The 25,625-nt window shown below is 64.6% G+C and carries 23 protein-coding genes; 15 read left to right on the plus strand and 8 right to left on the minus strand.

Annotation, left to right across the window (positions count from 1 at the left end; genetic code table 11):
• Positions 1-6 precede the first annotated feature (6 nt).
• The 15 genes from ABHF91_RS03695 (at position 7) to ABHF91_RS03765 (ending at position 16,807) form a co-directional block, all read left to right on the plus strand.
• Positions 7-1,380 (plus strand): AAA family ATPase, encoded by a 1,374-nt coding sequence (locus tag ABHF91_RS03695; protein ID WP_409422130.1) that lies wholly within the window; start codon positions 7-9, stop codon positions 1,378-1,380.
• On the plus strand, positions 1,370-2,176 hold the full coding sequence (gene cpaB, locus ABHF91_RS03700; protein WP_409422131.1) for a Flp pilus assembly protein CpaB: 807 nt from the start codon (positions 1,370-1,372) through the stop codon (positions 2,174-2,176). The genes ABHF91_RS03695 and cpaB overlap by 11 nt, the downstream gene beginning before the upstream one ends.
• A gap of 27 nt (positions 2,177-2,203) precedes the next feature.
• Positions 2,204-3,781 (plus strand): type II and III secretion system protein family protein, encoded by a 1,578-nt coding sequence (locus ABHF91_RS03705; RefSeq protein ID WP_409422132.1) that lies wholly within the window; start codon positions 2,204-2,206, stop codon positions 3,779-3,781.
• Positions 3,782-3,793: 12 nt separating this feature from the next.
• Positions 3,794-4,039, plus strand: a complete 246-nt coding sequence (locus ABHF91_RS03710; RefSeq protein WP_409422133.1) for a hypothetical protein — start codon at positions 3,794-3,796, stop codon at positions 4,037-4,039.
• A 25-nt stretch (positions 4,040-4,064) separates the two neighbouring features.
• Positions 4,065-5,357 (plus strand): pilus assembly protein TadG-related protein, encoded by a 1,293-nt coding sequence (locus ABHF91_RS03715; protein ID WP_409422134.1) that lies wholly within the window; start codon positions 4,065-4,067, stop codon positions 5,355-5,357.
• Positions 5,357-5,809, plus strand: coding sequence for a TadE/TadG family type IV pilus assembly protein (locus tag ABHF91_RS03720; RefSeq protein ID WP_409422135.1), 453 nt, complete (start codon positions 5,357-5,359; stop codon positions 5,807-5,809). Before ABHF91_RS03715 ends, ABHF91_RS03720 begins: the two co-directional genes overlap by 1 nt.
• Positions 5,809-6,300 carry a TadE/TadG family type IV pilus assembly protein gene (locus tag ABHF91_RS03725; RefSeq protein WP_409423076.1) on the plus strand — a complete coding sequence of 164 codons (492 nt, stop codon included), beginning with the start codon at positions 5,809-5,811 and terminating at the stop codon, positions 6,298-6,300. The genes ABHF91_RS03720 and ABHF91_RS03725 overlap by 1 nt, the downstream gene beginning before the upstream one ends.
• Positions 6,301-6,313: 13 nt before the next feature.
• A complete protein-coding gene (locus tag ABHF91_RS03730; protein ID WP_409422136.1) occupies positions 6,314-7,546 on the plus strand; it encodes a CpaE family protein in 1,233 nt (410 codons plus the stop codon).
• A 2-nt stretch (positions 7,547-7,548) separates the two neighbouring features.
• The gene (locus ABHF91_RS03735; protein WP_409422137.1) at positions 7,549-8,934 is read left to right on the plus strand and encodes a CpaF family protein; all 1,386 of its coding nucleotides are present in this window, start codon (positions 7,549-7,551) and stop codon (positions 8,932-8,934) included.
• A gap of 2 nt (positions 8,935-8,936) precedes the next feature.
• Positions 8,937-9,908 carry a type II secretion system F family protein gene (locus ABHF91_RS03740; protein WP_409422138.1) on the plus strand — a complete coding sequence of 324 codons (972 nt, stop codon included), beginning with the start codon at positions 8,937-8,939 and terminating at the stop codon, positions 9,906-9,908.
• A gap of 1 nt (position 9,909) precedes the next feature.
• Positions 9,910-10,863 carry a type II secretion system F family protein gene (locus tag ABHF91_RS03745; RefSeq protein WP_409422139.1) on the plus strand — a complete coding sequence of 318 codons (954 nt, stop codon included), beginning with the start codon at positions 9,910-9,912 and terminating at the stop codon, positions 10,861-10,863.
• A 92-nt stretch (positions 10,864-10,955) separates the two neighbouring features.
• Positions 10,956-12,002 (plus strand): tetratricopeptide repeat protein, encoded by a 1,047-nt coding sequence (locus ABHF91_RS03750; RefSeq protein WP_409422140.1) that lies wholly within the window; start codon positions 10,956-10,958, stop codon positions 12,000-12,002.
• A 122-nt stretch (positions 12,003-12,124) separates the two neighbouring features.
• A complete protein-coding gene (locus ABHF91_RS03755; RefSeq protein ID WP_409422141.1) occupies positions 12,125-13,729 on the plus strand; it encodes a S8 family serine peptidase in 1,605 nt (534 codons plus the stop codon).
• Between the two features lie 91 nt (positions 13,730-13,820).
• Positions 13,821-16,568: an HAD-IC family P-type ATPase gene (locus ABHF91_RS03760; protein WP_409422142.1), complete on the plus strand. Its 2,748-nt coding sequence runs from the start codon at positions 13,821-13,823 to the stop codon at positions 16,566-16,568.
• A 47-nt stretch (positions 16,569-16,615) separates the two neighbouring features.
• Positions 16,616-16,807, plus strand: a complete 192-nt coding sequence (locus ABHF91_RS03765) for a hypothetical protein (RefSeq protein ID WP_409422143.1) — start codon at positions 16,616-16,618, stop codon at positions 16,805-16,807.
• Between the two features lie 66 nt (positions 16,808-16,873).
• Here ABHF91_RS03765 and ABHF91_RS03770 read toward each other — a convergent pair whose 3' ends face one another.
• The 8 genes from ABHF91_RS03770 to rsgA all read right to left on the minus strand — a co-directional run bounded on the left by ABHF91_RS03770 (position 16,874) and on the right by rsgA (position 25,591).
• On the minus strand, positions 16,874-17,914 hold the full coding sequence (locus tag ABHF91_RS03770; RefSeq protein ID WP_409422144.1) for a GMP reductase: 1,041 nt from the start codon (positions 17,912-17,914) through the stop codon (positions 16,874-16,876).
• Positions 17,915-18,016: 102 nt separating this feature from the next.
• Complete coding sequence (gene frdD, locus ABHF91_RS03775; protein WP_409422145.1) at positions 18,017-18,367, minus strand: fumarate reductase subunit FrdD; 351 nt, start codon at positions 18,365-18,367, stop codon at positions 18,017-18,019.
• Between the two features lie 12 nt (positions 18,368-18,379).
• Positions 18,380-18,784: a fumarate reductase subunit C gene (locus ABHF91_RS03780; protein ID WP_409422146.1), complete on the minus strand. Its 405-nt coding sequence runs from the start codon at positions 18,782-18,784 to the stop codon at positions 18,380-18,382.
• A 3-nt stretch (positions 18,785-18,787) separates the two neighbouring features.
• Positions 18,788-19,525, minus strand: coding sequence for a succinate dehydrogenase/fumarate reductase iron-sulfur subunit (locus ABHF91_RS03785; RefSeq protein WP_409422147.1), 738 nt, complete (start codon positions 19,523-19,525; stop codon positions 18,788-18,790).
• Complete coding sequence (frdA, locus tag ABHF91_RS03790; protein WP_409422148.1) at positions 19,525-21,297, minus strand: fumarate reductase (quinol) flavoprotein subunit; 1,773 nt, start codon at positions 21,295-21,297, stop codon at positions 19,525-19,527. Before frdA ends, ABHF91_RS03785 begins: the two co-directional genes overlap by 1 nt.
• Positions 21,298-21,615: 318 nt before the next feature.
• Positions 21,616-23,490: a methyl-accepting chemotaxis protein gene (locus ABHF91_RS03795; protein WP_409422149.1), complete on the minus strand. Its 1,875-nt coding sequence runs from the start codon at positions 23,488-23,490 to the stop codon at positions 21,616-21,618.
• A 185-nt stretch (positions 23,491-23,675) separates the two neighbouring features.
• Positions 23,676-24,533, minus strand: coding sequence for an archaetidylserine decarboxylase (asd, locus tag ABHF91_RS03800; RefSeq protein ID WP_409422150.1), 858 nt, complete (start codon positions 24,531-24,533; stop codon positions 23,676-23,678).
• A 26-nt stretch (positions 24,534-24,559) separates the two neighbouring features.
• Entirely contained in the window at positions 24,560-25,591 is a 1,032-nt protein-coding gene (gene rsgA, locus ABHF91_RS03805) for a small ribosomal subunit biogenesis GTPase RsgA (RefSeq protein WP_409422151.1), read from the minus strand.
• Between the last annotated feature and the right edge of the window lie 34 nt (positions 25,592-25,625).

The raw sequence follows: 25,625 nt of genomic DNA on the forward strand, positions 1-25,625 counted from the left end.
GCAGACATGAGCGAGTCCCTCAGTACTCCCCTCGACGCGATCGTCTCTGAGCCAGCCTGTGCCCTGTTCCCCCCCCTGGTGGCGGCCCCCGCCGAACTGGCGCCCCGCCCCCGCACTCTGGCAGACACCGGCATTCCCCGCCGGGTGCTGGAGATGCTGCTCATCAAACACCTCTCCCAGGTCACCGAACTGGACAAGCTGGCGCTGTCGGCCCGGCTGGGACTCTCCGGCTCCCTGGTGGAGGAGCTGTTGCAGGGGCTCAAGGGTGAGGCGTTGCTTGAGACCCGTTCCGATGGCCGCTTCGAGCGCAGCCTGCGCTTTGGCCTGACCCAAAAGGGCATGATGGTGGCCCAGTACGAGTGGCAACGGGATGGCTACCTGGGACCGGCGCCGGTCAGCCTGGACCAGTACCGGGCCCTGGTGATGCGGCAGAGCGCCCGCCAGGACTTTGTCACCGCCGAACGCTTCGCCGCCGGCATGCAGGATGTCCTGCTGACCCCGGCCATGATCAATCAACTGGGCCCAGCCCTCAACTCGGGGCGGGCCATCTTCATCTACGGCCATCCGGGCACCGGCAAGACCTATGTCTCCCGCCGCCTGGTGCGCCTGTTTGCCACCGGTGTGCTGATCCCCCATGCCCTGTGCATCGACGAGCACGTGCTGCCGGTATTCGATCCCCTGGTGCACAAGCCGCTGGAGCTGGGCCAAGGCGCCTCCTTGCGCCTGGACGAGGGGGCCGATCCCCGCTGGCAGTGGTGCCAGCGGCCCGAGGTGATGGTGGGCGGGGAGCTCACCACCGACATGCTGGACGTGAGCTATGACGCCAGCCTGCACGCCTACCGGGCCCCCTTGCAGCTCAAGGCCAATAACGGCCTGTTTCTCATCGATGATCTGGGGCGGCAGAAGGTGGCGGTGGACGCCATCCTCAACCGCTGGATCGTGCCCATGGAGGAGCGGATCGACTATCTGACCCTGGCCTCCGGCAAGCATTTTGAGGTGCCGTTTGAGCAGGTGCTGGTGTTCTCCACCAACCTGCCGCCCCACGAGCTGGTGGACGAGGCCTTCTTGCGCCGCATCGGCTACAAGATCCCCTTCCTGCCCATAGCGCCGGCGCAGTATCGCCAGCTCTGGCAGCAGCAATGCCAGCACCATCAGCTGGAGTGGGATGAGGCCCTGCTGCGGCACCTGCTGGACGATCTGCACCACGCCGGCGCCGTGCCCCTGCTGCCCTGTCACCCACGGGATCTGGTGGGTCTGTGCCGGGATCAGATCAACTTCACGCAAGCCCCTCCCAGACTGACCTGCGAACTGCTCGATGCGGTATGGCGCAGCTACTTCGTCAGCACGGAGGAACAAGGAGGGAAGGATCATGAAGGGTAAAGTCATCGCCATGCTGGTTGTCTCCCTGGCCATGGGGGGCGGCGCCCTCTGGTTGGCCGACAGCTGGCTCAAACGCCAGCGGGGGCCGGCCACTCCCGAGGCAGACCAGGCCACCGTGGTGGTGGCGGCCCAGCTTATCCCATTGGGCACCCAGGTGGAGTCCAAGCACGTGCGCCTGTTGACGGTGCCCAAGGCGCTGCAGCCGGAGAACAGCTTCGGCGCGCTGGAAGACGCGGTAGGCCGGATTGCCCAAGTGGACTTGCTGCCGGATGAGATATTGCGGGCCGAGCGCCTAGCCCGTCCCGGTGAGGGCAACCTGTTTGCCAGCCTGATCACCCCGGAGAAACGGGCGGTGACCATCCGGGTCAACGATGTGGTGGGGGTGGCAGGTTTCCTGTTGCCGGGTAATTTCGTGGACGTGCTGGCCTCGGTGGAACTGGATGGCAAGAACAACGTCAAGACCACAACCGTGCTGGAAAACATCCGGGTGCTGGCGGTGGATCAGACCGCCCGCACCGCCGACAACAAGCCGGTGATAGTGCGTGCCGTGACCCTGGAGGTGACCCCCGAGGAGGCGGAGAAGCTGATGACGGAAACCACCCGGGGCACCATACAGCTGGCCCTGCGCAATCCGGAGGATGTGGCGCCCAATCCCACGCCTGTTGCGGCGGCACCCCAAGTGGTCGCCATGGCGCCGGCACCCTGTCCGGCCCCCAAGGTGGTACGCAGTGGCGGTGGTCAATCGGTGACGCTCATCAAGGGGGTGAGTGTCAGTCAAACCCGGGTTAGCCAATAACCGGGCGCTCATGGCGGGGAGGACGCTATGCAGACGAAACATTACAAATGGATCCTGGGGACTGGCTTGTGGTGGTGTTTGGTTGGCCTGCTGTGCTGGGCACCTGTGGTGCCGGCGGCCGATCCAGTGGACATGGCGGTGCCCAGCCAGGGGGTGAGTGTGCCGGTCAACGGTGGCCGCATGGTGCAGTTGCCCGGCAAGGCCAAGAAGGTGTCGGTGGGTAGCCCGGAGGTGGCGGATCTCATGGTGCTGCGCAGCGACCAGCTCTACCTGGTGGGCAAGCAGCTGGGCAGCACCAATGTCATCGTCTGGGATGCGCGGCAACGTCCCATGCTGATGCTGGATGTGGAGGTCACCCACGACCTGAATGCCTTGAAGAGCAAGCTGCACGAGTTTATGCCCGAGGAGGCCATCAAGGTGCAGAGCAGCCAGGGCAAGCTGGTGCTCAGCGGCCAGGTTTCCTCCGCCGAGAAGATGAACGTGGCGCTGCAGCTGGCCCGCACTTTCACCGGCACTGCCAAGTTTGGTGAGGGGGCAAAGCCGGAGGAGCAGAACGAGGGCACCTTGATCAACATGATGACCATAGGGGGCGCTCAGCAGGTGATGCTGGAGGTGACTGTGGCCGAGGTGCAGCGCTCCCTGGTGCGCCAGTTTGACTCCAACTTCATCTTTGCCCACAACGGCGGCACCTTCAGCTTCGGCGGTGTGACCAATGGCGCCAGTTTCCCCGATGCAGTGTTCAATGGCGTGGGTGGCGATGGCCGTATTCCTGTGTTCGATACCACCAATGGCGCCCTGGTGGGGCCGGCGGTGTCCGAGTTTGCCCCCAATCCCCTCAACATCGATGGCAAGGGGCTGTTTGCCAGCTACCTAAGCGGCAACACCCTGTTTAGCGTGGCCCTCAACATCGCCAAGCAAAATGGCATGGCCAAGGTGTTGGCGGAGCCGACCCTGCTGGCGCTGAGCGGCACCAAGGCCGACTTTCTCTCCGGCGGTGAGTTTCCGGTACCTGTGCCCAATGACGACGGCCTGACCATCGAATACAAGGAGTTTGGGGTGGGCTTGCAGTTTGTGCCCGTGGTGCTGGATGCCGAGCGCATCAACCTGGAGCTGGATGTGGCGGTGAGCGAGCTAAGTGGCACCAATGCCATGACCATCTCACCCTCCACCACCACCACGTCCTTTTATGTCCCGTCGCTGACCAAGCGCAGCGCCAAGACCACGGTGGAGCTGGGTAACGGCCAGACCATCGGCATCGCCGGTCTGCTCAACGAAAACCTGAGCGACTTCGTGGAGAAGCTGCCTGGGCTGGGGGATCTGCCCGTCATCGGTCAGCTGTTCCGCAGCCAGGAGTTTCGCAAGGGGGAAACCGAGCTGGTGATCCTGGTGACGCCGCGCCTGGCCAAACCCATACGGCGGGAGGATATCCGCCTGCCCACAGACAACTTCGTCGAACCCACGGATCTGGAGTACTACCTGCTGGGCAAGATGAGTCGGTTGTCCAGCGAGGAGCGGGGAAGCGGCGGCCTGGCCGATACCTCCACGGCGCCGGTGGCGCCCGGCGTGGCGGTGGGCAGTGAAGGCCAATACGGCCATGACTTGTAGCAGGAGGCGACCATGAGACATTTCATCGTGATCCTGATGCTGGGCCTGAGCCTGGCCGGCTGCGCCAATGAGCCGCCCATGGGTCAAGCCAAGCGTCAGCTGATCCAGGCCCAAACCCTGGATCCGGAGGCCGGCCTGCTGGCGGTCAGCGCCGCCAATCCGGTACCGGGACGGCAGGTGGAGCGGGCCGTAGCGGATCTGGGGACCCCCAAGGCGGTGGGTACCAGCGGCAACAGCATGGGCAGTGTCCTCAAGTAGCCGATGTGGCCCTAAGGAGGTCAGGATGAACACAGCGGGCAAGATGCATGGCCCAACCCGACAGGGGGGCATAGTGCTGGTGTTTGCGGCGGTCAGCCTGCTGGTGCTGCTGGCCATGGGGGCCATGGCCCTGGATGTGGGCCACCTGATCCTCAACAAGGGCAAGCTGCAGAATATGGTGGATGCGGCGGCCTTAAGTGCCGCCAAGACCCTGGATCTGGGGGGCGATCAGGCCCTGGCCACCACGGCCGCCCTCACCATGCTCGACACCCATCTGGCCCAACCGGGTTTCGGCCACCTCAGCCTGGTGGGGGCCGATATCCAGGTGCAGTTCTCTGACGAGCTGCCCTTTAGCCCGGGGGGCAGCGCCAATGCCACCTTCGTGCGGGTGGCGGTGAGTCAGGTGGATCTGCCGGAGTTCTTTGCCCGGGTGCTGCAACTGGATATGCAGGTGCAGGCCAGCGCCGTGGCGGGCCCCAGCACCGCCCTGGTCAGCACCTCCAACCTGGTGCCCATCCTGATCTGTGGTACGCCGGACTCAGATAGTAGCGGAACTGGGGGGAGTGACGACTCGGGAGGAACCGGTGGTACCGGGGAAACAGATGGGGTCTCCATCTTCGGCTACCAGACCGGCGATGTGATCGGCCTCAAGTATGCCACGCAGGATAAGGAGGAGGTGGGGCCCGGCAGCTTCCACCTGCTGCGCCTCAATGGGGATACCGGGGGGGATGATTATCGCGAGGCCTTGGGCGGGGGGTACGACGATGAGGTCATCTTGACGGAAGGGCAGATGCTGGATCTGGAAATGGGTAACAAGGCGGGGCCTTCGGCTCAGGGCGCCAATACCCGTTTCGACATTTATTCCGGGGCCGGTATGAGCTCGGCCGATTATCCATCAGATCCCCTGACCGACCAGCCCTCACCTCAGGTCACCATGGATAAGAGTACATCGCTGATCAGCTGGAACGGGAACGAGGGCGAAACCCTCAGTCATGATCTGGTGGCAAGTGCGTCCGGCTTTCTGGACGACTACCTGGCCCAGTATGCCGCCCATCCCGAGTATGGCGAGGCGGTGGGGGCCTATCGGCGCATCGTCGGCGTACCGGTCGGCAAGTGTCCTGCGGTTAGTGGTCAGGTGGAGCTGATTGGCCTGGCCTGCATGTACCTGGTGCAAAAAGTGGATATCGGCAATCCCTATATCGTCGGTCAGTTTATGGAGAAGTGTGAGCTGCCCGGGGGAACGCCGGGGAACCAACCGGCAACGGAGGGCCCTTACCGGATCCAGCTGTACCGGGACAACCTGAGTGGAGATGCCTGATGGGTGCCGTCAATCGCCAACAGGGGCTGGCCGTGGTGGAGTTCACCATCTTGCTGCCCATACTGCTTATCCTGCTGCTGGGGCTGACCGAGCTGGGACGGGCCCTGTACCAGTACAGCCAGTTGGAGAAGATCACCCGCGATACCGCCCGCTTTGTGGTCAATGATCGCGGTGGCACCACGGGCCTGCTGAATCTGTCGGCCGACGACATTGCCCAGGCCAAGACTTTGGCCATAGGCGGTGATGGCAACAGTCAGAGTCTGTTGCCTGGGCTGACGGCGGACGATGTCACCATTACCGCACTGACCGACAAGCTGGTGAAGGTGGAGATCCGCTATCGCTTCTCCCCCATCTTGTTTGGCGACACCCTGCATTTACCCCTGTTTGGCCATGGTGAGGATATCAGCCTGCAGTTCGACCTGGTCAGCAGCAGTGTCATGAGGGCCTTGTGATGACCTCTCTCTTACGGCAACGGCGCAGCCGCGGAACCGTCCTCATCGAGTTCACCCTGGTGGCGGCGCTCTTTTTCCTGCTGCTGTTTGCCATCATGGAGTTCAGCCGCCTGCTGTTTGTCTGGCATGCGTTAAGCGAGTCCACCCGACGGGCGGTACGGCTGGCGGCGGTTTGCCAGGTGAGTGAGGCCGAGCAGCTGGATGTGCGCACCCTGGCGGTGCTGCAACCGGGACTGCTGCCGGAGTTTGGCCCGGACAACCTGCAGCTTAACTACTTGGATGCCGCCGGGGCGCCCGTCACCGGGGATCTGACCCAGGCGGCCACCTTCAGCCAGATCCGCTTCGTACAGGCGCGGGTGGTCAACTATCAGCTGCGCCTGCTGATCCCCTTTTTGACCCTGGATCTGGATACGCTGCTGGCGCCGGCATTTAGCACCACCCTGCCCAGAGAGAGTCTGGGCATCACGCCCACGGGCTATACGGACTGTTAGGGGGGAGATGGCAGTGAGCACAGTCGTGGATTTGCGCAGTGGCCAGGCGGCGTATCCCAGGATGATCGCCACCTCGCTGGACTGCTGGTTGGTGAGTGCCCATCCGTCGGTGCTGGAGCATGTGACGGGAACCCTGGGGCAATGGAGCAATGTGCGGTGTCAGCCTTACGCCGCCCTGCAGCATCTGGAGGAGGCCCAGCAGGAGGACGGGGGCATGCTCTGGCCGGATCTGCTGCTGCTCTATGACCAGGATGACTGGGAGCGCTCCCTGGCGGAGTTTCGCGAAGTTTCCGGCCACGGCCTGACCGCCGTGCTGCTGTTTAGCCAACAGCCGGATACCCCCCTGATGCGCCAGGCCTTGCGGGCCGGGGTGCAGGATGTGCTCAGCCTGCCCTGTAACGAGGATGAGCTGCTCGAAGCGCTGGCGGCGGTGGCGGCCCATAAGCTGCAGCATGGTCGGCTGGGGCGGGTCAGCGTGTTCCTCAACGGCAAGGGCGGCATGGGGGCCACCTTCCTGGCCACCTCGGTGGCCCACCTGCTGGCCAAGGAGAAGCAGGAGCGCACCGTGCTTATCGACGCCGACGGTCAGTTTGGCTGCTGCCATTACCTGCTAGGGGTGCAGCCCAAGTTTTCCCTGTTTGAGGCACTGGAGCAGGTCGACGAGCTGGATGACATGGCGCTGGAGGGCTTGTTGTGCAAGCACGACAGCGGCCTGCGCCTCATCGGCAGCCGGACCGAGCAACTGGGGGGGGCGACGACGCTGTCCGCCGAAGACTTCGGTCTGTTCCTCACCAAGCTGCGGCAGCATTACGACCATGTGGTGGTGGATCTCTCCCGGGGTGTGGAGGCCTGGAACATGCCGGCGCTGCTTGAAGCCCACCGCCTGTTCATGGTGGTGCAGCAGAGCCTGCCGGCCCTGCGGGATGCGGCCCTGCTGCTGCGTCAGATCCGCCAGGCCACCGGCCTCGGCAACGACAAGCTCAGGGTCATCGCCAACCGTTACTCCCCCCGGCTGGATATCGGCCAGGATGCCCTGTGTCAGCCGTTGGGGGTGCCTTCCGCCATCTTGGTGCCCAATGATTTTGCCACCGCCAACGCCTGCGCCAACCTGGGGGTCCCCTTGACCGAGGCGGGACGCAACAAGCCGCTGACCCGGGTGCTGCGCGGCGTGATGGAGGAGTTGGCCCTGCAACCCAGCCAGCCGCGCAGTGGCCTGGCCGGCATCTGGGATCGCCTGAGGAGGTAGCCATGTTCTTTCGCAATAGCCAAAGCAGCCGTTCCCATGAACCAGATACGGCTCCCCGCCAGGAGTCGGTGGCCAGCACGCCGGCCCAACCCCAGGTCAACGGTGCCAGCAAGGAGTGGATGCGCCTCAAGCGCCGGCTGATGGACGCCCTGTTCGACAGCCTGGATCTGGCCCTGCTGGAGACGCTGGGGGAGGGGGCCGCCAGGGAGCAGATCGCCGATGCCACCGCCGGCCTGCTGACCGAGTTGGAGAGTCCCCTGAGTGCCGATGCCAGGCGCCGGATCATCAAGGAGATAGGGGATGAGATACTGGGACTGGGTCCGCTCGAGCCCCTGCTGGCGGATACCAGCGTGTCGGATATCCTGGTGAACGGCTTTGAGCAGATCTTCGTGGAGCGGGGTGGCAAGCTGGAGCTGACCGGCCACCGCTTCCAGGACGATCACCACCTGCTGAGCATCATAGACCGCATCGTCTCCCAGGTGGGACGGCGCATCGATGAAAGCTCCCCCATGGTGGATGCCCGTCTCAAGGATGGATCCCGGGTCAATGCCATCATTCCCCCCTTGGCCATCGACGGCCCCAGCCTCTCCATCCGCCGCTTCGCGGTAGAGCGTTTAGGCATGGACAACCTGATCAACTTCGGCACCCTGGATGCCGCCATGGCCCACTTCTGCAACGCCATCGTCCGGGGCCGGCTCAATGTGCTCATCTCCGGCGGGACCGGCTCGGGCAAGACCACCACCCTCAACATCCTCTCTGGCTACATTCCGGCCAACGAACGCATCATCACCATAGAGGACTCGGCAGAGCTGCAGCTGCAACAGCCGCACATAGTGCGGTTGGAGACCAGGCCGCCCAACATCGAGGGGCGGGGGGCCGTCACCCAGCGGGAGCTGGTGATCAATGCCCTGCGCATGCGGCCCGATCGCATCGTGGTGGGGGAGGTGCGGGGCGCCGAGGCGGTAGACATGCTGGCGGCCATGAACACGGGGCACGACGGCTCCATGACCACCATCCATGCCAACACGCCGCGGGATGCCTTGAGCCGGATCGAGAACATGTTCGCCATGGCCGGTTGGAACATGCCGGCCAAGAACGTGCGAGCCCAGATCGCATCGGCCCTGCATATCGTGTTGCAGCTCAAGCGCATGGAGGATGGCCGCCGTCGCCTGGTGAGCATTCAGGAGATCAACGGCATGGAAGGGGATGTCATCACCATGACGGAGCTGTTCCGCTTCGAGCGTCAGGGGGTGGATAAAGAGGGCAACATACTGGGCAGCTACCTGCCCACCGGCAACATCCCCACCTTCATGGACGCCTTCGCCCACATGGGCATCGACCTGCCCTATTCCCTGTTCAGCCCGCAGCTGGGCGGCACGAGGAGGTAAGCATGGAACAGACACTGGAGCTGTACCTGCTGGTGGTGTTTATCGCCGTGGTGGTGATCTCCCAGACGGTGCTGGTCTCTCTCGGCGGGACCCGGGCCAAGCAGAACCGGCTGATGCGCGAGCGCCTGCGCCAGCTGGCGGATCAGCAGCAGGAGGCCAAGCTCTCCTTGCTGCGCCAGCGCTATCTGGCGGAGCTGTCGCCGCTGGCGCGGGGCCTGGAGGGCAGCGAGCTGGGTCAGGCGCTGCGCTGGCGCCTGCAGCAGGCGGGCCTCGACTGGCTGGCCTACCGCACCGTGCTGGGCTGGTTGGGGCTGGCGCTGCTGGGCAGTCTGGTGGCCTGGCTGGGGCTGGGCAATCCGGCGGTGGCATTGCTGTGGCCGGTGGCCTTGCTGGTGCTGCTGCTGTTCTGGTTGCGCCTGAAGACCGCCGAGCGGCTGGATCGCTTCGAGGAGCAGTTTGTCGAGGCGCTGGATGTGATGAAGCGGGCGCTGCTGGTGGGTTACCCCCTGGTGGAGGTCTTTCGCACCGTGGGGGAGGAGATGAGCGATCCCATCGCCGGGGAGTTTCGCCAGACCTATGCCGAGTTGAATTTCGGGGTGGAGCTGCGACTGGTGCTGGCGGGGCTGGCGGAGCGCAACCCCTCGGTGAGCATGCTGGCCTTCATCAGTGCCGTGATGATCCAGAAGGAGACCGGCGGCAACCTGGCGGAGAACCTGGACAAGCTGGGCCAGGTGATCCGGGGTCGCTTCCGGCTCTACCGCAAGGTGCGCACCCTGTCGGCGGAGGGCCGCATGTCCGCCTGGGTGCTGGCCATGGTGCCCTTGGTGCTGTTTCTGGCCCTCTACCTGATGCAGCCGGATTACCTGACGCCCCTGGTGGATACCAGCCGGGGCCATTTGCTGCTGATTTACTCCTTTGTCAGCCTGGTGCTGGGGCTGATGCTGGTCAAGCGCATCCTGCGTATCGAGGTGTGAGATGGACTATCTGCTCAGCCTGTTTGGCGATCTATTCAATGACTCCGAGCAGGGCCGCCTGATCTTCCTGCTGCTGGTGGGGCTCAGCGCCATCGCCCTGGGGCTGGGCTTGACCCTGCTGGTGACCAGCTGGCTGGATCCCTTGCGCCGGCGCCTGTCACACCTGGGCCATGCCCAGACCGAACCCCAGGTCGATGAGTGGTATCAGACCACCCTGGACTCCGTCTCCGGCTACCTGACCCCCAACTCGGCCACCGAGCGGCATTCGGTGGTGCGCCTGCTGACCCATGCCGGCTTCCAGAGCCAGCGCGCCCTGCCCAGCTTCTATGCCATCAAGATACTGCTGGCCATCAGCCTGGGGGGCGGCGCCCTGTTTATCAGCCACTACTTTCCGGAGCTCAAATCGCAACAGGTGCTGCTCTATTCGGTGGGGGCGATCTTTTGCGGCATGATGCTGCCCAACATGGTGGTCAGCCGGTTGGCGGCCGCCCGGATCCAGCGGATGCAGCGGGCCTTCCCCGATGCCCTGGATCTGCTGGTGGTCACCACGGAGGCCGGATTGGGCTTCATCGCGGCGCTGAACCGGGTGTCTGACGAGATGGTGGGCATGTGCCCCGAGTTGGGGGGCGAGATGCAGATGGTGTGCAAGAAGATCCGGGTGGGGGTGGGCGTGCCCGATGCCCTCAAGCAGATGGTGGAGCGCACCGGCCTGGACGAGGTGCGGGGGCTGGCCGGCGTCATCGCCCAGTCGTTGAAGATGGGGTCCAGCCTGGGGGATACGCTGCGGGTCTATGCCGACGAGTTTCGCGATCGGCGCATGCAGCGGGCGGAGGAGGCGGCGGCCAAGATCGGTACCAAGCTGATCTTTCCCCTGGTGATGTTCATCTGGCCGGGATTTTTCGTGGTGGCGGTGGGGCCGGCCATCATAGCCGTGCTGGAGACCTTTCATCGCTAGTCAGTTTTCAGGGGTGCCTGGGGCATCGGTGGCCCGATGTGCCAGGTCTGTAGCGTCAAGGGTGGATGGGCAAGGTTGCCCGGGAGGCGAGAATGAGACGGTGGCATGACATGCAGTGGCTCTATGGGGTAACCCTGTTGGGATTGATTGGCTGCGCCAGCTCGGAGGCGCCGACCAGCCAGGCCCCCTTTAGCCATGAGCTGTACGATGGCAAACCCATGGTCAGCCTGAGCAATGATTTTCCACCGGCCAGTGCCGCCGAGGCGCTGGCCCGGGGGGATCTGGCCTACCGCAAGGGGGATGGGGATCTGGCCGTGTACGAATACCTGCGGGGCCTGACCCTGCCGGATGCGGCGCCCTTGACCGGCACCTTCTATTTCAAGGTGGGTTACATACATCAGCACAAAGGCAACCTGGCCCTAGCCCAGCAGGCCTTCGAGCGGGCGGTGGCGGCGGATCCCAAACAGGCTCTGTTTGGAGCCTCCCTGGGGGAGGTATTGCTGAAGCAGGGGGCCCGGGAGCCGGCCAAACAGCAGCTGTTGCTGGCGGTACAGGCGGATCAACGGCGCCAGGGCTGGACCGGCAGTCAGCTGGATCTGACCCAGCTGCAGCTGGATGCCAGCTCGCCGCTGCGGGCCTACCTGTGTCTGGGCATACTGGCGGATCTGCAGGGGGATGGCACCCTGGCGCGGCGTCTCTATCAGCAGGTGCTGGCCAGACAGCCCAGCTTTCCCCTGGCCTATTTGAACCTGGGGTACTCCCTCTATCTCAGCGGCGATCTGGCCGGCGCCGAGCAGCAGACCAGCCGGGCCCTGAGTCTGGACAAGAACCTGACCCGCGGCTGGTCCAATCTGGGGCTCATCCTGGTGCGCAGTGGCCGCTACGAGGAGGCGTTGGAGGTGTTTAGCCACATCATGCCGCGACACGAGGCGATGAACGATACCGGCTACCTGGCGCTGCTCAACGGTGAGCCCAAGGTGGCGGCCTATTACCTGCAGCAAGCCATCGACACCTGCCCGACCTACTACGAGAAGGCGCAACGCAATCTCAAGCGGGCACGACAGGGCGTCAGCGCCGGCCAACTGGCCCTGGTGGATGCCGAATCGCCGGTAGAGGTCCAACCAGCTTTGTCGCAATGAGGTCCCTTCCGGTGCTGGGCCGGTGCGGTTAGAACTTATCGCTCCATAAGTGCCGGCCCTGGCTCGCCATACTTGGTAAATCGAGGCTTTGGCAAGCGGCGCCCTGGGCGCGGGAGGGGATGATGAAGCAGTTCTGGCGAGGGGGGCTGGCCCTATGGCTCCTCATGATGGTGGGGGCCTGGGCCCAGGCGGGTCAGGAGGGGATAGCGGGGAAGACGCGTTATCTGCTGCAGGCCAATCCAGGCCAGTATCAGGCCCTCACTCGCCTGTTGCAGCGCCGGGGCACGACGCCGGCGCTGGCGTTGCCGGCCCATGAGGCGGCGGCCGTCTATCTGGCCGACGAGGATCTTGCGGCCCTGCGTGGCCAGCCGGCGCTGCGCTGGCTGGAGCCGGACGTCAAACGTTATCCCATGAGCCTGCCTCAGCAGGTCCCGTATGGCATCGGCCTGGTCCAGGCGGATGCGGCCCACCTGGGCAACAACTTCGACAGCGCCAGCGGCAACCTGCTGCTGTGCCTCATCGACTCCGGTTATGACCAGACCCATGAGGATTTGCCCTTGACCACGGTGCAGGGGATCAGTGATCCCGGCGGGGCTGGCGACTGGTTCGTGGATGAGCTGCATCACGGCACCCATGTGGCCGGTACCCTGGCGGCCTTGAACAACAGTATCGGTGTGCTGGGAGTGCTACCCAGTGGCCAGGTGGGGCTGGGCATCGTCAAGGTGTTTGACGGCGACGGCTGGGCCTACTCCTCCAGCCTGATTGCCGCCCTGGACGCGTGCCGCCAACTGCAGGCCGGCCGCTCCCTGGTGGTCAACATGAGCCTGGGGGGCATATTGTCGAGCCGCACCGAAGATCGCGCCTTTGCCGATGCCTACAAGGCCGGGGTGCTGCTGGTGGCGGCGGCGGGCAACGATGGCTCCAGCCGCAAGTCCTATCCGGCCTCCTATGCCTCCGTCATCAGTGTGGCGGCGCTGGATGAGGCCAAACAGATCGCCAGCTTCTCCCAGCACAACAGTGCCGTGGAGCTGGCGGCCCCCGGCGTGGGGGTGCTCTCCACCGTCCCCATGGGCAGTGCCTTGCTGGGGGAGCTGACCCAGGGGGGCAATGCCTATAAGGCCTTGCCCATGGAGGGGAGTGTGCTGGCCAGCCAGATGGGACCCCTGGTGGATTGCGGCCTGGGGGACAGCCCCTGCCTGGCGGCGGGGCAGGCAAATGGCCTGTGTCTCATCGCCCGGGGCAGCATCAGCTTTGCCGACAAGGTGCTCAACTGCCAGGCCGGTGGCGGGCGTGGGGCCATCATCTACAACAATGTCGATGGTGATCTCAACGGCACCCTGGGTGGGGTGACCACCCAGATCCCCAGCGTCGGGATCCGGCAGGCCGATGGCCTGAGCCTGCTCACCCTGCTGGGGCAGAGCGCCCAGCTGACGGTCAGCCAGGGCAATTACGCCTACTATGACGGCACCTCCATGGCCACCCCCCATGTGGCCGGGGTGGCGGCCCTGGTCTGGTCGCGCCATCTGGCGTGCAGCAACGCCGAGATCCGCTCGGCCCTGGCGGCCAGTGCCCTGGATCTGGGGGAGCCGGGGCGGGATAGCTACTTCGGTTATGGTCTGGTGCAGGCTCAGTCCGCAGATGATCTGCTGCTGGCCGGCTGTACCACCACGCCGGACACGGGGGGCGCCACCGGGGGCAAGGGCGGCAAGGGTGGCGGTAAGCCCTAAGCCTTAAGAGCTGGTCGATTGAGCGGCCGTTTGGCGCCGACCATACTCAAGGTAGGACGGGTTTGTTCCGTCCTATCAGGAGGAGGGCGGCATGACATCCGATGGGACATCTTCCTCTGCCGGGCTGGCCTGGCATGCCGAATCCGCCGAGGTGGTGCTGGCGGCACTCGCATGCGATGCCGAGGCGGGGCTCAGTGACGCGGTGGTGCGTCGCCGGCAGGCTCGTTATGGCGCCAATGCCCTGCCGCCCCCGCCGTCGCCGAGCCGCTGGCGGCGCTTCCTGGCGCAATGCCAAAACGTGCTCATCTATGTGTTGCTGGCCTCGGCGCTGGTGACGGCCCTGCTGGGCCATTGGCTGGATTGTTCCGTCATCCTGGGGGTGGTGCTGATCAACGCCCTCATCGGCTATCTGCAGGAAGGCAAGGCCGAGCAGGCGCTGACGGCCATTCGGGCCCTGCTCTCCCCCCAGGCCCAGGTGCGCCGCTCCGGTGAGCACAGGGCGCTGCCCAGCGAACAGCTGGTGCCCGGCGATCTGGTGTTTCTCAATGCCGGCGACCGCGTGCCGGCGGATCTGCGGCTGTTGCGCCTGCGGGGGCTGACCATAGACGAGTCGGCCCTGACCGGCGAGTCGCTGGCGGTGGAGAAGCAACTGGCGCCGGTGGCCCCCGCAGCTGTGCTGGGGGAGCGGACTAACCTGGCCTTTTCGGGCACCCTGGTGACCCGGGGCCAGGGGATGGGGGTGGTGGTGGCCATCGGCAGCGCCACCGAGATCGGGCGGATCAGCACCCTGCTGGGGCAGGTGCAGCCCATGAGCACCCCTCTGCTGCGGCAGTTGGATCGCTTCGGTCACTGGCTGGCCTGGCTGATCCTGGCCCTCTCCCTGTTCACCCTGCTGTTTGGTGCCTTGGTCCGCCATTACAGCCTGGCGGAGATGTTCCTGGCGGCGGTGGGGCTGGCGGTGGCGGCCATCCCCGAGGGCTTGCCGGCGGTCATCACCATCACCCTGGCCATCGGCGTGCAGCGGATGGCCAGGCGCCATGCCATCATACGTCGCCTGCCCGCCGTGGAGGCCCTGGGCTCGGTCACCGTCATCTGCTCGGACAAGACGGGCACCCTGACCCGCAATGAGATGACGGTGCAGCGGATCCTCACCGCCGATAATGAGCTTGAGCTGCAGGGCAGCGGCTATGGCCCCCAAGGCCGGTTTTTGCTGGCGGGCCAGGAGCTGGCCCCGGAGGACCTTCCCTGGTTGCAGGTGCTGAGCCGGGTGGCGCTGCTGTGCAACGATGCCAGGGTCAGCCGGCAGGATGGGCAGTGGACCCTGGTGGGGGATCCGTCGGAAGGGGCGCTGATCAGCCTGGCCATGCGGGCGGGGCTGGATCCGGATGCCGAGCGACAGGCGGCGCCCCGCTGGGACGAGATCCCCTTCGAGTCCGAGCATCGTTTCATGGCCACCCTGCACCATGATCATCAGGGCCAGCGCTGGTTGTTGCTCAAGGGGGCGCCGGAGCGGGTGCTGGCGCTGTGTGCTCACCAGCAGACGGCGGGCGGACCGGCCCCCCTCGATACGGCGGCCTGGCAGAATGCCATGACGGATGCCGCCGCCACGGGCCTGCGGCTGCTGGCCCTGGCCAGACGCCCTGCGCCCGAGTTGGCGGCACTGACCTTCGCCGAGGTGGAGGCTGGGGGTTTTACCCTGCTGGCGGTGCTGGGCTTGTGGGATCCGCCCCGGGAGGAGGCCATCGCCGCGGTGGCCCGTTGTCGCGCCGCCGGCATGCAGGTGAAGATGATCACCGGGGATCATCAGCTGACCGCCCGGGCCATCGGCGAGCGGCTCGGCCTGGCCAGCGAGGTGCGCGTGCTGGGCGGCGATGCGCTGGATCGGCTGGATGACGCTTGCCTCGCCGAGGTGGTGGACGACTATGTCATCTTCGCCCGGGCCAGTCCGGAACATAAGCTGCGGCTGGTGGCGGCCCTGCAGCGGCGCGGTGAGGTGGTGGCCATGACGGGGGACGGGGTGAACGACGCACCGGCCCTCAAGCGGGCCGACGTGGGCATTGCCATGGGCCACAAGGGGACGGAGGCCGCCAAGGAAGCGGCGGAGATGGTGCTGATGGACGATAACTTTGCCTCCATCGCCGCCGCCGTCGAGGAGGGGCGCACCGTCTACGACAACATCGGCAAGGCCATCGTCTTCATTCTACCCACCAACTTTGGCGAGGCCGGCGTGGTGCTGGTGTCCGTCCTGCTGGGGCTGACCCTGCCCATGACGCCGGTGCAGATCCTCTGGGTCAACATGATCACAGCGGTGACCCTGGCCCTGGCGGAGGCGTTCGAGCGGGGGGAGCCGGATATCATGGATCGTCCGCCCCGTCCGCCCCTGGCCCCGCTGCTCTCGCCCCTGCTCATCTGGCGTATCCTGCTGGTCTCCCTGCTGCTGGTGGCCGGCAGCCTGGGGTTGTTTCTGTGGCAGCAGGCCGAGGGCATGCCCCTGGATCAGAGCCGAACCCTGGCGGTGAACACCCTGGTGATGGGGGAGATAGTCTATCTGTTCAACGTGCGTCACCTGCGAAGCAGCGTCCTCAACCGGGAGGGGCTGCTGGGTAACCCCTATGTGCTGCTGACCATCGGCATCCTGATCCTGTTTCAGCTGCTGTTTACCTATTTGCCGCTGATGCAACGGCTGTTCGGCACTCAGCCCCTGGGTCTGCTAGAGTGGGGCTGGATCGGCCTGTTCGGGCTGGCCCTGTTGCTGCTGATGGAGCTGGAGAAGGTCATATTGAATCTGATTTTTCGCCATGGCAGACAGAGGTGCGCCGGACCGGATGACTCGCACTAAAGTCATGGGACAGGCGGCCGATAACGTGGAAGCAGGAGGACGTCAACATGAATGTAACCCAGAGCGCTGGTAATTACGGTCAGGAGGCGATGGTCGCCAGTCTGGCCAAAAAGCAGCAAGAGGCACAGGGTGAGCAGGCGCTGTCACTGTTGCAGGGAACGGTGGAGAATACCCCGGAATCCCAAGGCAGCAGCGGCACCACCGACACCCTGGGCAACAACATCAACATCCGCGTCTGACACATCTGTTCAAGCGTGTGATCCCAAGAGGAGGCCTAGGCCTCCTCTTCTCGTGGCGGGTGGAACTCATGGCGTGAACAGGCGGTTTTCCTGCTCCTGTACCCGGATGAAGGTGGTGCGCTTGCTCAGCTCCTTGAGGTGGGCGGCCCCCACATAGGTGCAGGTGGAGCGCACGCCCCCCAGTATGTCCTGCACCGTCTGACTCACAGTCCCCCGGTAGGGCAGCTCCACCGTCTTGCCCTCCGAGGCGCGGTACTCCGCCACCCCGCCGGCATGCCGGTCCATGGCGGTGGCCGAACTCATGCCATAGAACTGCATGTATTGCTGGCCGTCCCGCTCCAGTAACTGGCCGCCGCATTCGGCATGGGCCGCCAGCATGCCCCCCAACATGACGAAGTCCGCGCCGCCACCGAAGGCCTTGGCCACATCCCCCGGGCAGGTGCAGCCGCCGTCGCCGACGATATGGCCCTTGAGACCGTGGGCGGCGTCGGCACACTCTATGATGGCGGACAGTTGCGGGTAGCCCACCCCGGTCTTGACCCGGGTGGTGCAGACGGAACCAGGGCCTATGCCCACCTTGATGATGTCCGCACCGGAGAGCAGCAGCTCCTCCACCATCTCGCCGGTCACCACGTTGCCGGCGCAGATGACATGTTCCGGGAAGCGTTCACGCACCTGTTGCACGAAGCGCACGAAGTGTTCGGCGTAGCCGTTGGCCACGTCGACGCAGATGAAGTGCAGCGCCGGCGACAGGGCCAGGATCTGGCGGGTCTTGTCGAAGTCCTGGGCCGAGGTGCCGGTAGAGACCATGACGTTGGCCAGCAGCTCAGGGGAGCTGCCGGCGAGAAAGTCCTGCCACTGGCTCAGACTGTAGTGCTTGTGGAGGGCGGTCATCAGGCCAAAGGGCGCCAGGGCCCGGGCCATGGCGAAGGTGCCCACCGTATCCATGTTGGCGGCCATGATGGGCACGCCCCGCCAGGTGCCGGCGCCGTGCAGGAAACGAAACTCCCGAGCGAGATCCACCTGTGCCCGGCTGTTGAGGGTGGAGCGTTTGGGGCGAAACAGCACGTCCTTGAAGCCGAGTTTGAGATCCTCTTCGATACGCATGCCGATCTCCTTGGGGCCGAGGCCCGCAAAAACAAAAACCGGAAGGGAACCCCTTCCGGTTTCTTAACATAGCGCTGGATCCCGCTTCTGTGCCAGTGGCGGCTAGAACATCTGTACCAGCAGGGTCAGGGCGGCGGCAGAGACCAGGAAGGCAAAGCCGTAGCAGACATAGTGGTGCAAGCGGGTGGTGTGGACCCCCACGTCATGCAGGCCGTGGTAGATGCGGTGCATGGCGTGGCAGATGGGCAGGGCTATGGTGGCCAGCAGGATCAGGGCGCCCCACCAGCTGGTGGCAAAGGCGTGGACCCGCTCATAGCTGAGCTTCTCCGGCGATATGATGCCCATAGGCACCAGTATGCCGGTGATGAGCACCAGGATGGGCAACAGCACCGCGGTCATGACGCCACCGGCACCAAACAGCAGCCAGTAGACGGGTTCGTCGGAACGTTTCATGGGTCGTCTCCTTTAGGCCAGCAGCACAAACAGCAGCACCACCAGGGAGGCGCCGGCCAGGCCGATGTATTGAGCCAGTATGATGGGCTTCTCCGGGATCAGCTCATCACCCTTGAAGATGCGCATGGCCTTGGGGGCCAGGGCAAACCAGGTCTTGGCGTGGAATGCGCAGGCCACCAGTACCGCCAGATGCAGCAGGATGGACAGCGGATGGGTGAGGGCGGCCAGCCAGCCGTTGAAGGCCGCTTCCCCCTGACTCAGCCGCAGCAGCCCTACCATCAGGATGACGGCGTAGATGGACACCAGCAGGCTGGTGCCCTCCCGCAGCATGTAGAGGATGTAGAAACGATCCTTGAGCCACCAGCTCTTCTTGACCGGGCGGACATAGGGTTTGCGTTTGCTTTGACTGTTGTCCATGGCTCACTCCTCCGGCTTGAACATGGCGATGACGTAATCCTTGGCGCTCTCCACCTTACCCAGCTGGATGGCGGCCGCCGGATCCACGCCCTTGGGGCAGACCTCGGAGCAGTAGCCCACGAAGGTACAGCTCCACACCCCCTTCTCCTGGTTGAGGATCTTCATCCGCGCGGCCTGACCGCCATCCCGGCTGTCGGCGTTATAGCGGTAGAGCAGGGCCAGGGCAGCGGGGCCCATGAAGCTCTTCTTCAGGCCATATTGGGGGCAGGCGGAATAGCACAGACCGCAGTTGATGCACATGGAGAACTGGCGGAACTTGGCCAGCTGCGCGGGGGTTTGGATGTACTCCCCCTCGCACACCGACTTCTCCTCCTTGGGGATGATGTAGGGCTTGATGGACTCCAGCTTCTGGATGAAGTCGGACATGTCCACCACCAGATCCCGCTCGATGGGGAAGTTACGCAACGGCTCCAGGGTGATCTTGCCGGGGATGTAATCCCGCAGGAAGGTCTTGCAGCCCAGCTTGGGTACGCCGTTGACCATCATGCCGCAGGAGCCGCAGATGGCCATGCGACAGGACCAGCGGAAGCTGACGGTGGAGTCCAGCTCATCCTTGATGTAGGAGAGGGCCTCCAGCACCGACATCTCGTGCCGGTAGGGCACCTGGAAGCTCTGCAGCCAGGGCTCGTTGTCTTCCTCCGGGCGGTAACGGAGGATCTCGATCTCGATCATGTCGGCCATTAATGCGCCTCCTTCTTATCGCCAGCGGCGCCATAGACCCGGGCGGCCGGTTGCGACTTGGTGATGGTTACGTCGCTGTAATCAATCCGGGGCGCGCCCTCGGCGTCGTAATAGGCCAGGGAGTGCTTGAGGAAGTTGACGTCGTCGCGCTCCTCATAACCGTCCAGCCGCTGGTGGGAACCGCGGGACTCCTTGCGGTTGATGGCCGAATGGACCATGGACTCGGCGACGTCCAGCAGGAAGCCCAGCTCTAGGGTGTAGAGCCAGTCGGTGTTGAACACGCTGGACTTGTCCTTGACCCGCACCTTCTTGTAGCGCTGCTTGAGTTCGACAATCTTGTCGATGGTCTGCTGCATGGCCTCGGCGGTACGGTAGATGCCGACCCCCTCTTCCATGGTGTCCCCCAGCTCGTTACGCAGGGTGGCGGGGTTTTCATCGCCGTCGCCTTCCATCAAGCTCATGGCCTGGGCCACCGCACTCATGGCCTGCTTGTACAGGGCGTCGGTGTTGCCGTGGGGATGGGTCTGGGCGAAGTGGGCCGCCTCTTCCCCCGCCACCTTGCCGAACACCACCAGCTCGCACAGGGAGTTGGAGCCCAGACGGTTGGCACCGTGCAGGCCGATGGAGGCGCATTCCCCCACCGCATACAGGCCGGGCAGCCGGGTGGCGCAGCGGCCATTGGTCTCGATGCCGCCCATGGTGTAGTGCACAGTGGGGCGCACCGGGATGGGATCCTTGGCCGGATCCACCCCCACATAGGCCTTGGACAGCTCGCAGATGAAGGGCAGCCGCTCTTCCAGGTACTTGGCCCCCAGATGACGCAGATCCAGGTAGACCACATCCCCCAGTGGGGTCGGCACTGTGCGGCCCTTCTGCTGCTCTTGCCAGAAGGCCTGGGAGAGTCTGTCCCGCGGGCCCAGTTCCATGTACTTGTTCTTGGTTTCCCCCAAGGGGGTCTCCGGGCCCAGGCCATAGTCCTGCAGGTAGCGGTAGCCATCCTTGTTGACCATGATGCCGCCTTCGCCACGACAGCCTTCGGTCATCAGGATGCCGCAGCCGGGCAGGCCAGTGGGGTGGTATTGCACGAATTCCATGTCCCGCAGCGGCACGCCGTGGCGGTAGGCCAATGCCATGCCGTCACCGGTGACTATGCCGCCGTTGGTGTTGAAGCGGTAGACCCGGCCGGCGCCGCCGGTGGCGATGATCACCGACTTGGCCTGGATCATGCGTGTCACGCCGTTCTGGATGTCAAAGCAGATCACCCCCTGCACCCGTCCATCCTCTACCAGCAGGTCGAGGCAGAAGTGTTCGTCGAAACGTTTGATTGACGGGTATTTGATTGAGGTCTGGAACAGGGTGTGCAGCATGTGGAAGCCGGTCTTGTCGGCGGCGAACCAGGTGCGGGGTATCTTCATGCCACCGAAGGGGCGCACGTTGACGTGACCGTCATCCTTGCGGCTCCAGGGGCAGCCCCAGTGTTCCAGCTGGACCAGCTCCGGCGTGGCCTGATCCACGAAGTATTCCACCACGTCCTGTTCACACAGCCAGTCACCGCCGGAGACGGTGTCGTGGAAGTGGTTGTCCAGGCTGTCGTCTTCCCGTACCACGCCGGCGGCGCCCCCTTCGGCGGCCACGGTATGGCTGCGCATGGGGTAGACCTTGGAGATGAGGGCGATCTCCAGCGCGGGATTCTTCTCGGCGATGGCAATGGCGGCACGCAGGCCACCGCCACCGGCACCTACGATGGCGACATCGGTCTTAACTATATCCACTTGTGCCTCCTATGGAACGAAAACCCGTTGCGTGAAGGCAACGGGATACAGTGGCAGATATCCATCTTTACTGGGCTGCTCCTTGCCGCATGCCGCCTCAGCAGGAACTGAAACTAGAGTGTCAGTGTTACAAAATTGTATTCAACTCAATGAGCTAAAAATGCGAAACAACTCTCCTTTTACCGGAAGGTGCCATTCGCGTCGATGTGTTGCCATTCTGGCAGCCGGGGGCCGGGGAATGTTGCGTGCCGTCAACAATTGCCCCTGGCTGGTGGTAAATGCGGCAAAAAAAGACCGCCAGGTGGCGGTCTCTGGGGGTTAAACCTTGAAGCGTCCCACCTGGCCGCTCATGCCCTGGGCGATGGCCTTGAGCTCGGTGGCCAGCTGATTGGCGGTCTGGGCCGCCTCGGCCAGCGCGTCCGAGACATCTTTTGTTGCCTGAATGTTACGGCCGACCTCGTCGGTCACCGCCCGCTGCTCCTCGGCGGCGCTGGAGATCTGGGTGGCCATGTCGGAGATCTGGGTGATGGCCTGGGTGATCTGCTCCAGGGCGTCGGTGGCGTCGTTGGCATAGTCCACGCTGTTCTGGGCAAGCTGCTGGCTCTGCTGCATGGTGGCAACCGCCTGCTGGGTGTTGCGCTGCAGGGTCTCTATCATGGCGCGGATCTCTTCGGTGGAGCTGTGGGTGCGCTTGGAGAGCACCCGCACCTCGTCGGCCACCACCGCAAAGCCGCGGCCCTGCTCGCCGGCGCGGGCCGCCTCGATGGCGGCATTCAAGGCCAGCAGGTTGGTCTGCTCGGCGATGCCCTGAATGGTGGAGAGGATGGTGTTGATCTCCAGGGCGTTCTTCTCCAGCTCCTGGATGATGCCGGAGGCCTGGCGCAGCTGGCCGTCCAGCTGGGTGATGGAGGCCTGGTTGCGGGCGATGACCTGCTTGCCGCTTTCACAGCTGCCGGCGGAGTTGCGGGCCGCCTCGGCGGTCATCTCGGCATTGCTGGCCACCTCGTTGGCGGTGGCGGACATCTGATGCACGGCGGTGGCGATCTGGGCTATCTCCGACTGCTGGGTGGCCAGGGCCTGATTGTTCTGGGACACCATGTCATGGGAGCGGCCCGATTGCCGGTCCAGCTGGCTGGAGGTGTCGGCGATGCCCCGCATCATGTCCTGCAGCTTGTCCAGGAACAGGTTGATGCGCTTGGCCACGGCGCCGATTTCGTCCTGGCGGCGGATCTGCAGGCGCCGGGTCAGATCGCCTTCCCCCTGGGCCAGATCGTCCACCGCGTCACGCATCTCCTTGAGGGGCATCAGGGAGCGGGAGATGATGAAGGCGGCAACGCCGGCCACCAGCAGCAGCTGCAGCAGGTTGGCCATCACCGCCTGCCAGAGCTGTTGTCTTGATGTGGCATAGGCGATGGACTCGTCGTAGACCATGGCGAAGTACCACTGGTAGCCGGGGATCTGGCGCACCGATACCTGGCTGGGCACCCCGGCCATCACCCATTCGGCCGAGCGTTGACTGCGCGCCAGTTCGGCGATGGCCTGGGCGCTGAGTTGGGGGTTGAGCAGGCTGATGGGCTTGAGGGTCTGCTTGGGGTCCGGGCTGGCGATGAGGTTGCCACTCTGATCCACCAGGAGGCCGTAGATGCCCTCCTGGCGGATGGCGTTGACGTTCTGCACCAGGCTCTGGATGCTGACGTCCCCCCCCAGCACCCCTTGTCGGCCGGCCACCGAGAAGGGGGTGGCCAGGGTGATGATGAGCTCGCCGGTGCCGGCATCGGCATAGGGGGCGGTCACAATCATTTTGCCGGCCGCCATGGCATCCTGATACCAGGGGCGCTGCCGCGGGTCATAGCCCGTCGGGGCCTGCCAGTCATTGGAGGTGAGCATCTGCCCTTCGCTGGTGCCGGCAAAGATCATCTCAAATTTTCCGGCCAGCTGAGCCTGGTGCAGCTGTGCCTGAGGGCTCTCCAGCGTCATTGCCAGCTTGGCGCTGTCGACTATGCTGGCGCTGTTATCCAGCCAGGTCTTGAGGTAATTCACCTGGGCATCGGACACGGCGGACTCGAAATGCTCCACTTGCTGGGCGGCGTTGCGGCTGAGCTCCTGTTGGGTAAACAGCAGCTGCAGGCCGGTGCTCAGGATGAGCAGGCAGGCCAGCGCCAGTATGAGTTTGCTGCGAATGGTCAACTTCATGGGGACTCCCGTCACTGTGGCTGTGGGGAGCCGGGGCCCCCGCGTTCATCCTGATCTATCCCGTAGCCTGGGGCCTGCGCCGGGCCCTCGCCATAACTATAGGCTGGGTGTCGCGAGATGGGGGAGACGACTCAGGCGGCCCTAGGGCCGCCTGAAGAGGATGCGAAGCGGGTAACGCGGTGGGCTTAGTGCAGCTGGGCGAAGGCCTGGCCCATGCGGGTGGGGCTACCGGGCTGCCAGTCGGCTAAAAACTCGAGGCTCTCGGGGGCAAACAGGCAGACGACGGTACTGCCGAGCTTGAACAGGCCCATCTCCTCGCCCTTGGCCAGGGTGATCTCCTGATCCGGATAGTCCCAGCGTACCACGCCCTTTTTCGTCGGCGGCGTGACGGTGCCGGCCCAGGCGGTGGCGATGCTGGCCACTATGGTGGCCCCCACCAGCACCAGGGCCATGGGGCCGGCGGCGGTGCTGAACAGGCAGACCACCCGTTCGTTGCGGGCAAACAGCTCGGGCACGTTGGCGGCGGTCAAAGGGTTCACCGAGAACAGCTCGCCGGGTACATAGATCATGGTTTCCAGCTTGCCATCCAGCGGCATGTGGATGCGGTGGTAGTCCTTGGGGGAGAGGTAGATGGTGGCGAACTTGCCGCCCTGGAAGGGGGCCGCCAGCGCTGGATCGCCCCCCAGCAGCCCCTTGGCGCTGAAGTCGTGGCCCTTGGCCTGGATGATGCGGCCTAGCTGGATGTCCCCCAGCTGGCTGATGGCGCCGTCGACCGGCATGGCGGCGATCTTGGCGTCGTCCACCAGGGGGCGCAGACCGGGCTTGAGGGGCCGGGTAAAGAAGTCGTTGAAGCTGGCGTAGCTGGCCGGATCGCTGTGCAGGGCTTCGTCCATGTCCACCCCGTAGCGCCGGATGAACTGGCGGATAAGCCAGGTGGTGAACTTGCCGGCCTGGGCCGCGGCCAGCCGGCCCACCAGGCGGGAGATCAGATGCTTGGGCATCAGGTACTGGCTGAGAACTTTGACGGAATCAAGCAGCTTCATGATGGTCTCTAATGTATCCGTTTGGTCTATTGACGGTTGAGGTGACGGGCATTGTGCGCCTCCGTCATGGAGGCCAGAATGCGGTGATAGTTTTCGTAGCGCTCGGGATGGATCTCGCCCCGCTCCACGGCCTCACGAATGAGGCAACCGGGATCCTTGCCGTGTTTGCAGTCGCGGAACTTGCAGCCGCCCAGGTAGCGACGGAACTCCACGAAGCACCAACTGACCCGTTCCGGCTCCAGATGCCAGAGGGCAAATTCGCGGATCCCCGGTGAGTCGATGAGATCCCCGCCGCTGGGAAAATGATAGAGGCGGGCCGTGGTGGTGGTGTGCTGACCCAGGCCCGACAGATCCGACACCTCGCCTATGATGGCCGCCGCCTCGGGCATCAGGGCGTTGACCAGGGAGGACTTGCCCACCCCGGACTGGCCGACAAACACGCTGATCTTGCCTTGCAGCCGGGCCTGCAGTTCCGCCAGTCCCTCGCCGGTGCGGGTGCTGACGCACAGCACGGGATAACCCAGCGCCTCGTAGCTGCGCAGCTCATCGTCGAGCTTGGCGCGGGCCGCCTCATCCAGCAGATCGATCTTGTTGAGCAGCAGCAGGGGCGGGATCTCGACGTTCTCCGCCGCCACCAGATAGCGATCCACTATGTTGCGGGAAAATTCCGGCACCACAGCCGAGACGATGATCATCTGCTCTATGTTGGCCGCCACCGGCTTGATGCCGTCATAGAAATCCGGCCGGGAGAGCAGGCTCAGGCGCGGATGCACCGCCTCCACCACGCCACTGATGCCATCCAGGGCGGCGTCACCGGCGCGCCAGACCACCTTGTCGCCGGTGACCAGGCTCTTGATGGTGCGGCGCAGGTTGCAGCGCTGGATCTGCCCCTGGGCGTCCTCAATGTCGGCATGCTTGCCGAAGCGGCTGATCACCAAGCCTTCCTGGGCGGGGCCCAGCAGGCTGTCGTCGGGCTGCGGCTCGGCCTTGTTCAGGCGGCGTTGTTGATTGGCCTGGACCCGGCGTTGTTGACCATGGCTGAGTTTGTGTTTTTTCAAGACCTGGGACTGCAGTTAGTAAATCGAAACAAAG

The organism is Pseudaeromonas aegiceratis (assembly GCF_046254905.1).
GTDB lineage: Bacteria > Pseudomonadota > Gammaproteobacteria > Enterobacterales > Aeromonadaceae > Pseudaeromonas > Pseudaeromonas aegiceratis.

What these genes read in the sequence shown, in the direction of transcription:
- ABHF91_RS03695 (WP_409422130.1), top strand. Translation starts at nt 7, where the DNA reads ATGAGCGAGTCCCTCAGTACTCCCCTCGACGCGATCGTCTCTGAGCCA.
- cpaB (WP_409422131.1), top strand. Translation starts at nt 1,370, where the DNA reads ATGAAGGGTAAAGTCATCGCCATGCTGGTTGTCTCCCTGGCCATGGGG.
- ABHF91_RS03705 (WP_409422132.1), top strand. Translation starts at nt 2,204, where the DNA reads ATGCAGACGAAACATTACAAATGGATCCTGGGGACTGGCTTGTGGTGG.
- ABHF91_RS03710 (WP_409422133.1), top strand. Translation starts at nt 3,794, where the DNA reads ATGAGACATTTCATCGTGATCCTGATGCTGGGCCTGAGCCTGGCCGGC.
- ABHF91_RS03715 (WP_409422134.1), top strand. Translation starts at nt 4,065, where the DNA reads ATGAACACAGCGGGCAAGATGCATGGCCCAACCCGACAGGGGGGCATA.
- ABHF91_RS03720 (WP_409422135.1), top strand. Translation starts at nt 5,357, where the DNA reads ATGGGTGCCGTCAATCGCCAACAGGGGCTGGCCGTGGTGGAGTTCACC.
- ABHF91_RS03725 (WP_409423076.1), top strand. Translation starts at nt 5,809, where the DNA reads ATGACCTCTCTCTTACGGCAACGGCGCAGCCGCGGAACCGTCCTCATC.
- ABHF91_RS03735 (WP_409422137.1), top strand. Translation starts at nt 7,549, where the DNA reads ATGTTCTTTCGCAATAGCCAAAGCAGCCGTTCCCATGAACCAGATACG.
- ABHF91_RS03740 (WP_409422138.1), top strand. Translation starts at nt 8,937, where the DNA reads ATGGAACAGACACTGGAGCTGTACCTGCTGGTGGTGTTTATCGCCGTG.
- ABHF91_RS03745 (WP_409422139.1), top strand. Translation starts at nt 9,910, where the DNA reads ATGGACTATCTGCTCAGCCTGTTTGGCGATCTATTCAATGACTCCGAG.
- ABHF91_RS03750 (WP_409422140.1), top strand. Translation starts at nt 10,956, where the DNA reads ATGAGACGGTGGCATGACATGCAGTGGCTCTATGGGGTAACCCTGTTG.
- ABHF91_RS03755 (WP_409422141.1), top strand. Translation starts at nt 12,125, where the DNA reads ATGAAGCAGTTCTGGCGAGGGGGGCTGGCCCTATGGCTCCTCATGATG.
- ABHF91_RS03760 (WP_409422142.1), top strand. Translation starts at nt 13,821, where the DNA reads ATGACATCCGATGGGACATCTTCCTCTGCCGGGCTGGCCTGGCATGCC.
- ABHF91_RS03765 (WP_409422143.1), top strand. Translation starts at nt 16,616, where the DNA reads ATGAATGTAACCCAGAGCGCTGGTAATTACGGTCAGGAGGCGATGGTC.
- ABHF91_RS03770 (WP_409422144.1), bottom strand. Translation starts at nt 17,914, where the DNA reads ATGCGTATCGAAGAGGATCTCAAACTCGGCTTCAAGGACGTGCTGTTT.
- frdD (WP_409422145.1), bottom strand. Translation starts at nt 18,367, where the DNA reads ATGAAACGTTCCGACGAACCCGTCTACTGGCTGCTGTTTGGTGCCGGT.
- ABHF91_RS03780 (WP_409422146.1), bottom strand. Translation starts at nt 18,784, where the DNA reads ATGGACAACAGTCAAAGCAAACGCAAACCCTATGTCCGCCCGGTCAAG.
- ABHF91_RS03785 (WP_409422147.1), bottom strand. Translation starts at nt 19,525, where the DNA reads ATGGCCGACATGATCGAGATCGAGATCCTCCGTTACCGCCCGGAGGAA.
- ABHF91_RS03795 (WP_409422149.1), bottom strand. Translation starts at nt 23,490, where the DNA reads ATGAAGTTGACCATTCGCAGCAAACTCATACTGGCGCTGGCCTGCCTG.
- asd (WP_409422150.1), bottom strand. Translation starts at nt 24,533, where the DNA reads ATGAAGCTGCTTGATTCCGTCAAAGTTCTCAGCCAGTACCTGATGCCC.